The sequence below is a fragment of the Oceanobacillus sp. AG genome (assembly GCF_009746545.1).
In the GTDB taxonomy this organism is placed as follows: Bacteria; Bacillota; Bacilli; order Bacillales; family Amphibacillaceae; genus Oceanobacillus; species Oceanobacillus indicireducens.
Genome location: NZ_WOWT01000025.1, coordinates 1 through 16159, shown reverse-complemented (window position 1 = coordinate 16159; position 16159 = coordinate 1). Strand labels below are relative to the sequence as shown.

The window sequence follows — 16159 nt, the reverse complement described above, 5'->3', positions numbered from 1 at the left end:
CGGCTGAATTTCTTTTCTCAGATGGAATCCATTACATTCAAATAACTTTTCTTACTCTCTTTTCTGATTTTCGCTATGGCTTGATGTTCATTCCTTTTGGGACGGAAACCATAAGAACAATCTTTAAAGTCAGCTTCAAAAATAGGTTCTATGACCAACTTGGTTGCCATTTGTACAATCCTATCCTTGATAGTTGGGATTCCCAATGGACGTTTCTTTCCATCATCTTTCGGAATGTACGTGCGTAGGACCGGTCGAGGATGATATCGACTTTCCTTTAACTCCAGATAGATCTCATTAAGAAATCTTTTCTTGCTATAGGACGCAATATCCTCCAGCGTCTGATAGTCTACCCCGCCACTCCCTCGCTTTCTTTTTACCCTTTGCCATGATTCCCACAAGATATCAGGTCGATAAATCTTATCATATAAGGCATGAAATCGACGTGTCTTGCTTTCCTTGGCACAAAGGTATAATGTTTTCCAGAGTTCTTGAGCTTTTGCATGATTGGTGTAGTTAGCCATTTTCTTGCATTCACTGACTCTTACCTCCTTCCAAACATATGAACGAAGTAGGGTATTGGCTTTTTGCCGTCCTTCCCTAGACAATGTTGTGTTGTCTTTGTCATCATTGGTACTATGACCCCTTCGACTCCCTCTCAGTCCATCCACCACCTCACTTGGGGCTTATAAGTTTCTGTTTTACTTTCATAAGAAAGTGACCGAGGAGGGTATCCCCAGTTCCGTTAACTACTTTCCTAACATGTCGTTCTCCCCATACCCCAAGGGATTCTTCGGTGCTGAATTCCAAGTTCCTCATACCTTCCGTGGTTTTCGCCCATATTCACCAGGCTCAACTTCCCTTTGTCCTCAACGAGGGTTGTAATTGACAAGGCGGCAGGATTCACTTTATGTTACGACCTGCTAGGTTGCCCGCACTCAACTTTGAGTTACTTTGTCACAGGGCTTCAACCTTAGGATTTCTCCACCAGTTGCCAGTCAGCTACTGAGCGTCTTGGTACTTACCAGATTGGACTTCTACCAACTAGCAATTAACGGCTTGCTGGGCACGCTAAATACAAAAAACCCATTCTATGTACATTCTATGTTGATCTAGTTATGCACTAGATCAACATAGAATGGGGTTCTCCCTATTTTTTCTTATTCAATTAAGAAAATAAGTGTATTTTTCATTTTAATCAACCGTAAATCAACCATAAAAAAATAGAAAGAATAACTTATTTAGTTGTTTTTTTAGATCTTCCTCTCTTTATATACTACCAGCCGGTTGGAATAATTATTAGGAGGAATTTAAAATGAGCAGACAAGCATTTTACGATTTCGGAAGAACAACTTTTTCAAATTATATTTGGATTAGTGGAGGGTTTGCTTTTTTCAACCCGCGTCATATTGACATTGAAAAAATAACTAACCAACCAATGACTTTAGAAATCTATGATTCTCAAGACAAATACCAAGGTAAACGTTCATTTCCTAAAGGCTACCATTGGCAAAGTGCCAATCTTTCTGGGCTACCTCGTGGTAAACGATATAAATTAAAATTAATTAATTCCGGTAGCGGAACAGTACAACTTCTACAAGGTCAGCTTGCTTATGAACAACTTTTAACAGCAGCTTAGATGATTATTAGAAGGTTGGAAAAGACTTTAAATCTTTTCCAACCTTTTTTATAAATACATGATTGTATATGTTAAACTTATAAGAGAAAATCATTAGCTTATAATATTTCAATCTTTATAAGAAAATGTTGTTAAAAAGGTGGGGATTTATTTTGAATAGACTAATTCTACTATTTGGGCTTGGAATCATCCTATTGTTAGTTTCTATTTTCTCAACATTGTATGAAGGAAGTGAAATCATCATTTATACAGATGAATGGGCATATTCGACACCTTTCACTCATTTATTTAAAGGTGAAGTAATATTTCCTGAGGATATTTTGCACCTTGATTATCTTGTGTTTGCTGCTAAATTCAAACCATTTTTTCCGATACTTGCTTTAATAAGTATTGTATATTTGTTAACATTAATCGGATATGTAATATTTAAACATAACTGTAAGTGGTTTAATTACTTTTTATTTTTTATTGGTTCAATGCTCTTCGTTTTCTCTTTATTGCTTTCTAATTCGGTTACAATAGGGGGAATTACTTTTTTTAAAACATCATTATCGATGAGTATTTTATACATAACCATTGCTTTAATTCTCTGGCTAATAAAGAAAAAGAACGTTACAAAAAAGGACGCTGGGACAAAACTCCAGTAAATAAAATATTAAGGCGTTGGAGCTTACACTAAAAAGTGTAGATCCCACGCCTTTTGAAAAAGCTCCGTTCCGAACACAAATTACCAAAACAATCTCGGAAGCAATTTATGGATTTCATCACTCGCAAACAAAAATGTTTGCATAGACAAAAAATACTGGAAGACAGGTATGAAACCTATCCTCCAGCTTTTTTATTTCTGCAACTATTAAATTGAATGCTACTTCCGAAGTGCTGCCAGATATGCATCCCGTTTATTCACTTCAAATCTGCCGCTAGACTTCGACATAACTACCGCAGCCAACGCATTTCCAAGAACATTCACCACAGTACGTCCCATATCAAGCAGTCTGTCCACACCAGCAATGAAAGCAAGTCCTTCTAGCGGAATTCCAACTGTTCCAAGTGTTGCCAAGAGAACAACAAACGAAACACCTGGGACACCAGCAATTCCGTTAGAGGTAATCATTAATACTAAGACTAATGTAACTTGTTCTATGATACTTAAATCTATTCCATATAACTGCGCTATAAAGATAGCCGCAATCGCCTGATATAATGTAGAACCATCCAAGTTAAACGAATAACCGGTTGGAATAACAAAAGAAACAATGTCTTTTGGACATCCTGTCTTCTCCAGTTTCTCCATCAGTTTTGGTAAAACAGTCTCGGAACTTGAAGTAGAATATGCCAAAAGCAGTTCTTCTTTCAATACTTTTATAATATTAATAATGCTCGAACCTACCACTTTCGCAATTGTCCCTAGGACAACTAAAACAAAGAAAATCATTGCCCCGTATACAAGGAGCATTAACTTACCTAAGGGAATTAATGATTCTAAACCGAATTTAGAAACAGATACACCGATTAATCCAAATACACCAACTGGAGCAAATTTCATAATGAAATTTGTCACCCAGAACATCGCGTCTGCCGTGCCTTGGAAAAATGCAAGTACAGGTTTACCTCTTTCACCAATTGCCGCCACACCTAATCCAAACAATACAGAGAAGAAAATAACGGGCAACATATCCCCTTCTGCCATTGATTGGATAATGTTACTAGGCACAATACCTACAATGACATCCATAATCCCTTCATTCTGCACACTTTCAGATGTCTCAACATACTCATTGATTTCAGTTTTAGCAAGAGAAGACATATCGATCCCTTTACCAGGCTGAAAAATGTTTGCTGCTGCCAGTCCGACTACAATAGCAACAAGGGAAACAACTTGGAAATAAATCATCGTTTTTGCTCCAAGTTTTCCTAATTGTTTTAAGTCTCCTGTTCCCGCCACACCGACGATTAGTGTAGAAATAATAATCGGAACGACAATCATGCGGATCATATTAAGAAATATTGTTCCAAGCGGCTGTAAATAAGTTTCCACCGCAGGATTTCCATAAAAAATAGCCCCTACAATAATCCCAAGGACTAATCCAATCAGAATTTGATATGCTAAAGGAATTTTTATTATTCTTTTCATATATTCACCTCTTTATTTCTGTTAAACCCACTAGACCGTATTAGCAGCAATTAAAAAACGTTAAACTAGCCCTTTATACCATATTAGAGAAAGAAGATAAAAAAATATACTTTGTAAATATACTACAATTTTAGTCAATTATCAACATTTTTCATGTAGGTTTGCGATGTACCATTTTTTCCATTTTTTAGTTTTATTGAAAAAATATAAAAATGAAGTTTGCTTGTCAAGATGTTAGGAAATTTTGATTTCAAGAAGTATATAAAGCATGTATATTATGATCTAATACATTTAGATAATTAATCTTCAGAAAGTGGATTCTCCTTAAAGGGTGGGATAGAATGGGTAATGAAAAATTATGATAGTAGACGATGATCTTGATATGTTAGGGGTTCTCGGTCTTTACCTGAAAAAAGAAGGGTTTATAGTGGCGACGACTCGTCATGGCCGCTCGAAGATAGAAATTATTAAAAATAAACAACCCGATTTAATATCATATTAGATGTAACTTCTGCCCCATATAGATGGCTTTGAATTATGTCAAATGGTACGAAAAGAGACAGATATTCCAATCCTTTTCATCAGTTCGAAAGGCGGGGATACAGATCTAATCACTCTTACGTATCCCATTGCCCCCTAAATATATAAATGCAACAAAATAGTCCACTCCCATATTTCAGGCGTGAACTATCTAAGTCTTAAAGTATATTATCTAACTAATATTCTAGAAAATTTACATGTCATACGTCCATGATTCATATCCAATGCCAGGGAATAATTTCCAAAAATCGATTTCTTTTGTTACCATATATTCATGTATTCTAATTTCTCCCGCGGGATGACGTAACCACATTTCTTGACTGGGCGCTCCGTCATGTGATCCGAACGCATGTAAAGAACTTGGTGTTGCTTTAACAACATAATTATAGTCTATATTTGGGTACAAACTATTTATTGGAATTCCAACGGAATGTCTAACTTGCCAATGTAAATTATTTTTACTAGCATTTATTATATTAAATTGAATCCCCGAAGTACTTGCAGTATCAATATATATAGGACTTGCACATGACGAAGCATTACATGCATAAGTTCCGCTAACGTCAGGGGTATGTGCTAAAGCTGGCGGGAAATCAAATTGACCATAAACTACCGACTCTGTTCTATATCTATCTGTATACGGTAGATATTGTGTCCTGTCATCACCTTTTAAATACTTGTGTTTGCTGAACCAATTTACAGGGTTTTTAACTGATTTAAACGGTATAAATGTTCTATAGACCATATCAAAAAATGGTGGTACGTTAGCTAATGCCTCATTTGAATTATTATCATTCTCTACTAAGGGACTCATAATTTGATCCTTTTCCAACGACTCCTTAGTATTATCTGGCGTAATAACCAATGTTGAAATTGTACCACTATAGGTCTGCTCTATATCATTTAAATCTATACTACCATCATTTGACATTTTCATTATTTCCCTTTTCGCATTATCCGATAAGACATTATCTACCCTTACTGTATATTTATATATTGTCCCAGGTTCAACTGTCTCATCAATAAAGCTTAGTTCTTTAGTCTCCGCTATTTTTTCCCCATCTCTATAAAGGATATACTTCTTATCTTCATCGGGAAGTTCCGGCCATTTTAGTGAAACATAACTATCCCCTATTACAGCTTCAAGTTTAGTGTTTTGTATTGTTTCTTTAATAAACTCTTCTTTACTTTTCTTCTCAACATTAATAGATTTTGTCTCTTCATCGTTTGTCACCTTCATGGAAATAACTTTTATAAGTTCTTTTCCACTATAAACTCCTATTCTATATTTCTGTATATCGTAATCCATAGTCTCCTTAAAAACATTTTCCTTCCCCTCATAAACTAGTTCCTCATCTTTAAAAATTTCATACTTGTCCCCTGTTTCTAAAACTTCAAGAGTCACTTCGCCATTGCCTTTAGTAATCTTTACATCATCGTTTCCATCAAACCCAAAAACACTAATTGGTAGTAGAAGAAACAATGCTACAAAGAAAATAGCTAAAGTACAAAACTTTTTAATCTGTTTCATTTTACATCCCTCCCATTTATTTACGTCTAGGGTAACACAATAATTCCCTCTTTTCAAAATAATTTACATTTAACCATATTACTTTTATTTTTCTTATTATTGTTTTAGTATTAGAGTTAAATCTAGTTAGAGGGTCGTGTTTTTATGAAGAGAATATTTACTTTGCGGTACTTATGTTTTGCTATATTGTGTGCTTTATGTACATCTATAATTTTAAGTATTATAACTCTTTCGCTATCTACCTTTTCTTTGATTGGTACTCTGTACTTAACTTTTTTTTATTTGATCTTTTCCTTGATTTTTACAGCACCAGTTCAATTTGTATTGAACGTAAAACCTAAGAGATTCAATATACTTTACCTCTTAATCTATGCAACTGTCGCGTTCATTGCTACAGCATTCGCTATGATACTTTTGGGAGAAAAGCCTTTTAGTATGTTATCTCATTATATATTTAGTACTCTAGCCGCCATTTTATTTTGGTTTTTTGATTCAATTCTACTTCAAAAAGAATAAATATTTAAATAAAGGAAAACGTAAACTCAAATATAAACCAATTACCAGAGCTTCGTACCCCAGACAAAGAAAAGTATGCTCATGTTGTTTCTCATACGGTTCAAATGACGTAATCTATTCGAACTGGTGAGAAGAAGAGAAGCTTTAGTCGGGAAACAAGAGTACATCCTAAAAAAACATACGCGGAATGAAATGGGGCTGTTGCACAATCAGATAACTGATTGTGCAACAGCCCCTTTTTTCTTGAAAAAGTAGAGAAATAACGTGCATATTCTTTTTCATATATGAAATAAAGTGAAAATAATCGTACATTATTCCAGATAATAGGATGGATTAATTTGAAATACAGAGCCTGGAATAATGTGCTAGTTTACATTATTAAGGAAATGTTCTGTTGTTATAAACCTAGAGCAGTCAAACGAGTAAACATTCCTAAACCCAATGGAAAACAAAGACCTCTAGGGATACCGTCTATATGGGATAGAATTATTCAACAGTGTATTCTTCAAGTATTAGAACCGATTTGTGAAGCGAAGTTTCATACCAACAGTTATGGTTTCAGTCCAAATCGCTCGGCTCATCATGCCATTGCACAATGTTACAGATTGATGAATCGAAGCAAATTACATTATGTTGTAGATATAGATATTAAGTCTTTCTTTGACAATGTAAATCATGCAAAGCTGATTCAACAAATGTGGGCTTTAGGAATTAGAGATAAGCATTTATTAGGTATTATACGTGCCATGCTTCATGCACCGATAATCTTGCCAGATGGAAATGTGGAACATCCAAAGAGAGGAACTCCACAAGGAGGGTTATGCAAAGCTTTGCATAAGGTGGAATTCTCTCACCATTGTTATTAAATATTGTGCTTAACGAACTGGATTGGTGGATTGCTTCCCAATGGGAAGAGCTACCAGCAAAAAGTAAATCGGCACGAGTAATTGACAGGCGAGATAAAGGAAAGGGCATTGACAAAGGCAATAAATACAAGGAACTGTGAAAATCTAATCTCAAAGAAATCTATATAGTCAGATACGCTGATGACTTCAAAATATTTTGTCGAAAACGCAATGACGCAAATAAGATTTTTCATGCAGTCACTCAATGGCTAAAAGAAAGGCTTTTGCTTGATTAGTAAAGAAAAATCGAAGATTGTAAATCTGAAAAAACATAAATCTGAATTTCTTGGATTTGAAATGAAATTAGTTCGGAAATCAGATAAGGATGTAGTGGAATCTCACATGAGTAAAAAGGTAATGAAAAAGGTGGAAAATACTCTGAAAGAACAGATTGATTAAAAGAATACAATCATCCCGCTACTGACAAAGAACAAGCCAAGGAAATCGGAATTTACAACTCAATGGTAGTTGGTATTCACAATTATTATAGTAAGGCAACGCTCATAGCATTTGATTGCTCAAAAATCAATTACACTATAAGTAACTGGATAGATAATAGGTTGAATATAACGAAACAAGGAGTAATTTATAACAAGTATTTATCGAAAAAGTATGGGAAAAGCAAGCAAATACGATGGCTGAATAACTGTCCTATCATAATCATTGGATATGTAAAACGCAGCAGAGCCATATCCTTAAAAAAGGTATTTGTAAATTTAATTCACAGAGCAGACAACTTATACACAATTCACTTAACTTAGATGTAGGTGTGCTCACCCAACTTATGAGAAATCCTGTACAGGATAGATCGATTGAATACAATGACAATCGAATTTCCGAATATACTGCACAATTAGGAAAATGTGCGGTCACAGGAAAAATACTTTCATGTGGAGAAATCCATTGCCATCATATCAAACCAAGTGCAGATGGCGGTACAGATAAGTTTCAAAACCTAATTATTGTCCATAAAGACATTCATAGACTGATTCATGAGACGTCGCATGAAGTAATCAATAGAGTTATTAAACAATTTCAACCTACTCAAAAACAGTTTGAAAAAACAAATGAATTAAGAATAAAGGTCAAAAATGGTGTTATTGCAGTTTAACTTAAAAAATATATAGCAAGTAAGAAAAAGATTGATGGAACGCCGTGTGCGGTGAAAGTTGCATGCACGATGTGAAGCAAGGGAAAACTTGGAGATAGTTTCAAAGAGTTACCTATCGCTATTCGATTTAGTGAGTCAATATTTTATCTCACCACAATTTGATAATGAATTAGTTCAGAGAGTTATGGATGAAGCTTTAAAGCATGAGGGATATCCCTATGTTTTTGGCGGAGACAATTCAAGCACCTAGTTTGATTGTAGTGGACTGACACAATGGAGTTACCAGAAAGCAGGGGTTAACTTACCCCGAACAGCGCAACAGCAGTATGATGCGACCGAGCATATATCTTTATCTGAAGCTAAACCAGGGGATTTAGTGTTCTTTCATTCTACTTATAATGCAGGAACATATGTCACCCATGATGGAATCTACCTTGGAAACAACCAAATGTATAACGCAGGAGATCCGATTGGTTATGCCGATTTGACTTCTTCATACTGGCAAAAACACCTCATTGGAGCTGGACATATTAAACAATAGAAAGGATTGAAGCAGGTGAAAAGCTTTTTTAAGAAAAAAGAAAAACAAACACTGAAAACAAAACCTAAAAAAACGAAAGTACGGACTGTTGTTACACGCAAAAAAACAGTGACTATTTTATGGCTAGTCTTAGTTTAGCATTCATAGTAAGCCATCCTTGTCATCTTTTTGATCCACTTATGACAGGTTTTTGATCAACCGCTACCAAAAATGGATCCATTATACTAAATATTGATAGAGCAACAACCTCGCCAGCCTTGACCTTATTTGTGTTTGTGGCGGTTTTGATGGCGAATGGAAGAAGTTTAGCCTTAGCATTCGCATCAGCAGTCTTCCATGACAATCACTTCCAAGTTTCGCTGGTGGGCCTCGGCCTCTTTCAACGATCACTTATGAAGTTGCACGGCGGTCATGAGTATTGCGGACGGTTTGTTCAGCCTGAGTGCCACCACGGTGATAGTAAGCTAAATAATATAGTATTAATAAGCTAGTACGTCACCATTGACTTAACTTTTGTCCGTGTAGTGGATTTATCACACGTGAGGTGCAAATAATGTCTATTAGGCACTTCAATTTCTTGGCACGGATGGCTCAGATGGTACACATGGTTCAATCGGATGGCTGTAATCCGGTAAGAGAAACGGGGCCACTAGGAATTATTACAAGATTTGTTGAACTGATTGATTGTAATAAAGCTTTTTTATATAAAAAACGGCCACCATTTTTAAATGATGACCGAGTTTCTTTCTATTGTATTATACACACTTTCACGAACACCATAATTTCGATATAAACATTATCGGTAAATACCTTTAGAATATAAAAAAGAGAATTCTCTTCCACACAAGTGAATAACTCCTTCACGATATTTGTGTGTTACTACATTATCTCCTTTTAATGTTAACTGTATGAGCAAGCATGCGACCTGTTCTTTCTTACACAGTATATTATCTATAACTCTAGAAAAAAATTTCTTTATCTTTGACCTTATTTAAAATTTCTTGAATGACCTTTACGTTTTCTTGAATATAACCGGAATTTAATAAATCATCATGTTTACCAAATCCTTCATACTCAACATATGTTTGAGTAGTATTATTTTTCCAATTTTTCTTAAATAACGTTGTTACAGTATCAACAACTATATTATGAATATTTGCTTCTACTAATCCTGAATTTACTAAAGTCTGCATGTACATCAGAAAATTAGTACGTTTGTTTTTAGCGTAAGGAGTTGTCGTCCATTGTAACATATCTAAGTGCTTTATATTCACAGGGTCACTAAGTATTTGAGAGGCTATTTCTTGGACTTCCTCGTTCCAAGGTGTCGTATCTAACATTACAATGTCGGATACCTGTTTACCTCTTTTTTTCATTGTTTTAGTGACTTCAAAGGCTAAATTACCTCCACCAGAATATCCTAAGAGAATGTATGGACCTTCTTTTTGAACAGTTGTAATATGATCTACATATCTGTTTAACATCTCATCATGGTTATCATAATCATCAATAAAATCAGTTACATACACAAGACACTCATTTTCCAACAACTTAGCCATCTCAAAATAAATCATTCCGAGTCCAGTTGGAGGTGGAAAACAGAACACATTTATCTCTCCATATTGATTTAAAGGAACAAATCCTATATTCCTGCAATTATTTGAATTTTCATTCATCAATTGCAATGCCATTAATTCTATTGTGGGATGCTTAAAAACTGTTTGGAAGTTCAGTTCAACATTCATTTGGTCATTAGTAAATTTAATTAATTTTAGTATTTTGATTGAATCCCCACCGATATCAAAGAAATTGTCCTTTACTCCAACTCGCTCTATACCAAGAACCTCTTGCCAAATCTTAGATAACTCTTCCTCGACTGGATTGCGAGGAACTACAAACTCATTTCCTATTTGAAGTTCACCTTTAGGTTCAGGAAGAGAATTACGGTCTATTTTCCCATTTGGTGTTAAAGGCATTTGTTCCATCTGTACAAAAAAGGACGGAATCATATAGTTAGGTAACTGTTTTGCTAATGCTTGTTTTATCTCACTTATTGGATATGAACGACCTGCGACAAAGTAGGCACAAAGTGCTTTATCACCATTTCCATCATCATTCGCAATGACAATTGCCTCTTGTACCTCTTTTATGTTTAATAAGGCAGTTTCAACTTCACCGATTTCAATACGATAGCCACGTATTTTTACTTGGTGGTCAATCCTTCCTAAGTACTCGATATTCCCATCCGGCAGCCACCGGGCTAAATCCCCCGTTCGATACATCCTATCTCCTGAAACATACGGACTTTCTAGGAACTTCTCAGCTGTTAAGTCGGGGCGATTTAAATATCCTCGGGCCACCCCGTCGCCTGCCACTACTAATTCACCCCATACTCCAATGGGCTGTAAATTCATGGAACGATCCAATATATAAGCTTTGGAGTTGGCGATAGGTCTTCCAATCGGCACTGAATCAATCTGCTCACCGTGTATAGGAAATGTAGTAGAGAATGTAGTGTTTTCCGTTGGACCATAGCCATTAACCAATTTTAATCTTGGATAATTTCGTTTTATCTCATTGACATAAGATACTGATAGTACATCGCCACCTATAATTAATGTCTCTAAATGCTCAAACAAATGACCATCTTGTTCTGTAAGTTGATTAAACAAAGGCGATGTTAACCACATGGTATTAATATGGTAACGCTCAATTAATTGCTTTAAGCTGTCAACATCTAGTATCTGTTCATTTTGCGTCAAATAAAGCTGACCACCATTTAGAAGAGACCCCCAGAATTCAAATGTAGAGGCATCGAAGACAATGTTTCCGGTCTGAAGTATACGTGTCCCTTCGTTTAACGTCACATAATCTGTCTGTTTGACTAATCGTATAACATTGCGATGTTCTATCATAACCCCTTTCGGTTTACCAGTTGTCCCTGACGTATAAAGCACGTATGCCAAATGGGTTGGGTCCACGGATTTTCCAAGGTTGGTTCCATCTTGCTGATAACTAGACTGTTCATCTAAATAGAATACCTTTGTCCCTTGCGGTGGTATATTTTTCTGTAAATGACTCTGACTTAGAAATAGTTCTGCACCCGAGTCCTTTAACATATAGTGAATCCGTTCCTCTGGATATTCAGGATCAATCGGTACATAAGCTCCGCCTGCCTTGATAATACCAAGTACCCCAATAATCAAGTCTAGAGAGCGTTCTACCATAATTCCTACCATCTGATCAGGACCTATTCCCTCTATTCGTAGAGTTCGAGCTAACTGATTTGCCTGTTTATTCAGTTCTCTATATGTCAGTTGTTGGTCCTCATATACTAATGCTATTCGGTCAGGCATAAGTTCTACTTGTTCTTCGAACAATTCTTGAATCACCTTTTCTCTCGGATAATCGTTTGTCGTATCGTTAAATTTCTCAAGAATTTGCTCGCTCTCTTCCTTTACAATCATCGATATATATCCAAGTTTCTTATGCGGACTCAAAATAACCTCATTTACTAATTGCTTAAAGCGTTTTCCCATTAATTCTATGCTTTGTTCTTTAAATAGCGAGGTCGCATATTCAAACATACAGTGAATTTTCTTATCTTGTTCGATTACGGTTAAAGTTAAATCAAATTTTGAAATTTTATAATCAAGTTTACTTGGAGTGATATCCAAGTTTTCTATTGTTCCAAAATCTTGTTCCATATTTTGCAGTGCAAACATCGTACTAAATATTGCACTTCTACTCATATCTCTTGGAATATTTAAATTATCTACCAACTCTTCATATGGATAATCTTGATTTTCAAAAGCATTTAAAGTGTTTTCTTTCACTTCCATTAAATAATTGATAAATGTTTTTTCTTCTTCTGGATAATTACGCATTGCTAACGTATTAACAAACATACCAACAATACGGTCTAAATCGGGATTTGACCTCCCTGCAATTGGACTACCCACAATAATATCTGTTTGATTACTATACTTTGATAACATCATTGAATAGATTGCCAACAGCACCATGTAAAGTGTAGTACCTGTTTGCGCAGCTAAATCTCTTAATGCATTACTCGTATGCTCATCAATTACAAATTCGAGTATATCTCCATTGAAATCTTGCATGACTGGTCTTGCAAAGTCAATCGGCATTTGCAGGACAGGAATTTCTCCACTTAACGTTTCTAACCAATACGTTTTTTGCTGCATAATATATTGTTGGTTTAATTCCTTTTGCTGCCAAACCGCATAATCTTTATATTGTATTGGTAGTACTGATAACTCTCCTTCTTCATATAATTTAAACAAATCCTGCATGAATACATTCATTGATATTCCGTCTGAAATAATATGGTGAATATCAATCAATAAAATATGCTTTTTGGATTCTATCTTTAATAGTTCAACCCTAAAAAGAGGGGCTTGCATTAAATTAAATGGACGGATGAAGTTGCGAGTATATTCATCTATTTCTTCCTGGTTAATTTTTTTAACACTTAATGTAAAGTTGATATTAGGGTTAATACGTTGTAAGAGCTCTCCCTGTATTATTTCAAAAGATGTTCGTAATGACTCATGATGTTCAATTAGCTTTACCAATCCAGACTGTAATTTTGTAACATCTAAATCCCCATCAATTACTAACATAGTGGGTATATTATAACTAAGCTTGCCGCCTTCTCGTTGATTTAAGATATACATTCTTTTTTGTGCGGACGATACAGGATAGTACTCTTTCTCTTCTACAGCTGGGATAAAAACATAGTTCTCATCTTCCCTATTTTCAATAATTGTTGCTAATTGCTCTATCGTTGGACTGCTAAATATTTCCCTAAGCGATATATCTATCTTCAACTTTTTATAAATTTTCGCAACTAAGTTCGTTGCTCTAAGAGAATGACCACCGATATCAAAGAAATTATCTTTCACTCCAACTCGCTCTATACCAAGAACCTCTTGCCAAATCTTAGATAATTCTTCCTCGACTGGATTGCGAGGAACTACAAACTCATTTCCTGTATGTAGTTCTCCTTTAGGTTTAGAAAGCGAATTACGGTCTATTTTTCCATTCGGTGTTAAAGGCATCTGTTCCAACTGTACAAAATAGGAAGGAACCATATAACTAGGCAACTGATCTGATAGTTGTTCTTTTATCTCACTTATTGGATAAGAACGCTCTGCAACGAAATAGGCACAAAGTGCTTTATCACCATTTCCGTCCTCATTCGCAATGACAATGGCCTCCTGTACCTCTTTTATATTTAACAAGGTAGTTTCAACTTCCCCAATTTCAATACGATAGCCACGTATTTTTACTTGATGGTCAATCCTACCTAGGTATTCGATATTCCCATCTGGTAGCCAACGTGCCAAATCACCCGTTCGATACATACGATCTCCTGAAATGTATGGGTTTTCTACGAATTTTTCCTCTGTAACATCAGGACGATTTAGATATCCACGCGCTAAACCATCACCACTTATACAAAGTTCTCCTGCTACGCCAACAGGAAGTAAATGATTGGCTTTATCAACAATATATATCGCTGTATTACTAAGAGGTTTTCCAATTGGAATGTTAAGCGCTCCATCCTGCATTTCATTCACATCATAATATGTCGCAAATACAGTACTCTCTGTCGGACCGTATACATGCTTTATTTTGTTTGGACCGAGAACTTGAAATGCTTTACGAACATGTTTCACCGAAACTTGCTCTCCACCAAATAGAATTTTTCTAACACTACTTAGACAACTTACATCAATATCAACAAGAACATTAAAAAACGCCGTCGTGATAAACATAACTGATATACGGTGACTTTTTATTAAATCAGCTAGCAGGTGGATGTTTAACATTGTTTCTTTAGGAGCAATTATCAATTTCGCACCATTTAATAACGCTCCGAATATATCAAATGTTGCCCCATCAAATGCATAACTAGACAGTTGCAAAACATTGTCAGATTTAGTTATATCAATATAATTAGTGTTTTTAACGACTCTGACTATATTACGGTGAAAAGTCATTACACCTTTTGGTTTACCAGTTGTTCCAGACGTATAAATTACATATGCCAAATGAGTAGGTTCTGCCTTACTTTCCAGATTTGACCCATCTTGATAATAGCTAGACTGTTCGTCTAAATAGAACACTTTTCTCCCTTGCGGTATATTTTTCTGTAAATGACTCTGACTTAATAACAATTCCGCGCCTGAATCCTCTAGCATATAACGGATCCGTTCTTCCGGATAGTCTGTATCAATCGGCAGATATGCTCCACCCGCCTTGAGAATGCCTAATATCCCGACAATCATGTCTAGAGAGCGCTCCACTATAATACCGACTAATTGATCAGAGCCTATTCCCTCTGATTTCAACATACGTGCTAATTTATTTGCTCGCTCGTTCAACTTTTTGTACGTTAATTGTTGACCTTTATATATCACGGCTATTTGATTAGGAACCAGTTCAACTTGTTCTTCAAACAATTCTTGAATCGTCTTAGCACTCGGATAGTCTGTTTTCGTATCGTTAAAATCTGTAAGAATTTTAGTTTTTTCCTCAACTGAAATCAAACTAAGTTTTTCTAATGATATATCTGGATTTAATACTACTTGTTTTACAAAATTGTAAAAATGACTACTTATTTGTTCAACATTTATTTTATCATACACGTTTTGGTTAAATTGGAAACGTATTTCTAAGTTATCTCCAGGTATTACTATGACATTAAAATCATAGTTGGTTTGCTCAATCCCACGGAAGTTAGCAATCTCTAAGATTTTCTCATCAGATTGTTCCCTATTAGTGATTTGCTTAATTGGATAATTTTCGAATACCATAATATGATTAATTAAGTCCTGTTTCTGTTCTGTTTGCGCTTGAATTTCATATAATGGATAAGTACTATGGGAAGTTGATGAAATTGCTAATTCTTTCATCTTTTTCGTTAACTCAGTGAATGTCATTCCTTCTTCACTCTGGACACGTACCGGAACCGTATTTATAAATAAACCAATCATGCTTTCAATATCAGGAATTTCTTCTGTCCTCCCGGATACTATACTACCAAATACGACATCTTCACTATTATTATATTTTTGTAGTAATAATGTAAACTAGCACATTATTCCAGGTCATCTATTTCAAACTAATTCAGCTGTTTATCTGGGGTAATGTGCTATTATTTTCACTTTATTTCATATGTGAAAAAGAATATGCACGCTATTTCTCTACTAT

12 protein-coding genes and 2 pseudogenes are annotated in these 16159 nt (G+C 35.3%); 9 read left to right on the top strand and 5 right to left on the bottom strand.

Annotated elements, in window-relative coordinates; translation table 11 throughout:
- Positions 1 to 17: 17 nt before the first annotated feature.
- Positions 18 to 524 carry a reverse transcriptase domain-containing protein gene (locus tag GN217_RS13455; RefSeq protein ID WP_232334446.1) on the bottom strand — a complete coding sequence of 169 codons (507 nt, stop codon included), beginning with the start codon at positions 522 to 524 and terminating at the stop codon, positions 18 to 20.
- Positions 525 to 1315: 791 nt separating this feature from the next.
- Here GN217_RS13455 and GN217_RS13450 point away from each other — a divergent pair.
- Together GN217_RS13450 and GN217_RS13445 are read left to right on the top strand one after the other, a co-directional pair.
- The gene (locus GN217_RS13450; protein WP_156857181.1) at positions 1316 to 1639 is read left to right on the top strand and encodes a hypothetical protein; all 324 of its coding nucleotides are present in this window, start codon (positions 1316 to 1318) and stop codon (positions 1637 to 1639) included.
- A gap of 152 nt (positions 1640 to 1791) precedes the next feature.
- Positions 1792 to 2286 carry a DUF4306 domain-containing protein gene (locus GN217_RS13445; RefSeq protein WP_198042662.1) on the top strand — a complete coding sequence of 165 codons (495 nt, stop codon included), beginning with the start codon at positions 1792 to 1794 and terminating at the stop codon, positions 2284 to 2286.
- A 218-nt stretch (positions 2287 to 2504) separates the two neighbouring features.
- Here the strand turns inward: GN217_RS13445 and GN217_RS13440 are convergent, their stop codons facing one another.
- Entirely contained in the window at positions 2505 to 3764 is a 1260-nt protein-coding gene (locus GN217_RS13440) for a cation:dicarboxylate symporter family transporter (RefSeq protein ID WP_370459790.1), read from the bottom strand.
- 367 nt (positions 3765 to 4131) lie between these two features.
- Between GN217_RS13440 and GN217_RS19420 the strand changes: the two genes are divergently transcribed.
- On the top strand, positions 4132 to 4275 hold the full coding sequence (locus tag GN217_RS19420; RefSeq protein ID WP_156857178.1) for a response regulator: 144 nt from the start codon (positions 4132 to 4134) through the stop codon (positions 4273 to 4275).
- A 231-nt stretch (positions 4276 to 4506) separates the two neighbouring features.
- Here GN217_RS19420 and GN217_RS13430 read toward each other — a convergent pair whose 3' ends face one another.
- Positions 4507 to 5844 carry a hypothetical protein gene (locus tag GN217_RS13430; RefSeq protein ID WP_156857177.1) on the bottom strand — a complete coding sequence of 446 codons (1338 nt, stop codon included), beginning with the start codon at positions 5842 to 5844 and terminating at the stop codon, positions 4507 to 4509.
- Between the two features lie 144 nt (positions 5845 to 5988).
- Between GN217_RS13430 and GN217_RS19415 the strand changes: the two genes are divergently transcribed.
- The 6 genes and pseudogenes from GN217_RS19415 (at position 5989) to GN217_RS13410 (ending at position 9710) form a co-directional block, all read left to right on the top strand.
- Positions 5989 to 6360: a UPF0715 family protein gene (locus GN217_RS19415; RefSeq protein WP_156857176.1), complete on the top strand. Its 372-nt coding sequence runs from the start codon at positions 5989 to 5991 to the stop codon at positions 6358 to 6360.
- Between the two features lie 338 nt (positions 6361 to 6698).
- Entirely contained in the window at positions 6699 to 7226 is a 528-nt protein-coding gene (locus tag GN217_RS19030; protein ID WP_232334445.1) for a reverse transcriptase domain-containing protein, read from the top strand.
- A 5-nt stretch (positions 7227 to 7231) separates the two neighbouring features.
- Positions 7232 to 7366, top strand: coding sequence for a hypothetical protein (locus tag GN217_RS19250; RefSeq protein WP_255454400.1), 135 nt, complete (start codon positions 7232 to 7234; stop codon positions 7364 to 7366).
- Positions 7367 to 8049: 683 nt separating this feature from the next.
- On the top strand, positions 8050 to 8376 hold the full coding sequence (locus GN217_RS18725; RefSeq protein WP_198042661.1) for an HNH endonuclease signature motif containing protein: 327 nt from the start codon (positions 8050 to 8052) through the stop codon (positions 8374 to 8376).
- Positions 8377 to 8503: 127 nt separating this feature from the next.
- Positions 8504 to 8917, top strand: a pseudogene (locus tag GN217_RS13415) (C40 family peptidase); the annotation flags it as partial.
- A 553-nt stretch (positions 8918 to 9470) separates the two neighbouring features.
- The gene (locus GN217_RS13410; RefSeq protein ID WP_156857175.1) at positions 9471 to 9710 is read left to right on the top strand and encodes a hypothetical protein; all 240 of its coding nucleotides are present in this window, start codon (positions 9471 to 9473) and stop codon (positions 9708 to 9710) included.
- A 166-nt stretch (positions 9711 to 9876) separates the two neighbouring features.
- Here GN217_RS13410 and GN217_RS13405 read toward each other — a convergent pair whose 3' ends face one another.
- Positions 9877 to 15408, bottom strand: a complete 5532-nt coding sequence (locus GN217_RS13405; protein WP_370459789.1) for an amino acid adenylation domain-containing protein — start codon at positions 15406 to 15408, stop codon at positions 9877 to 9879.
- A gap of 66 nt (positions 15409 to 15474) precedes the next feature.
- Positions 15475 to 16026: pseudogene (locus GN217_RS19410) on the bottom strand (condensation domain-containing protein); the annotation flags it as partial.
- Between the last annotated feature and the right edge of the window lie 133 nt (positions 16027 to 16159).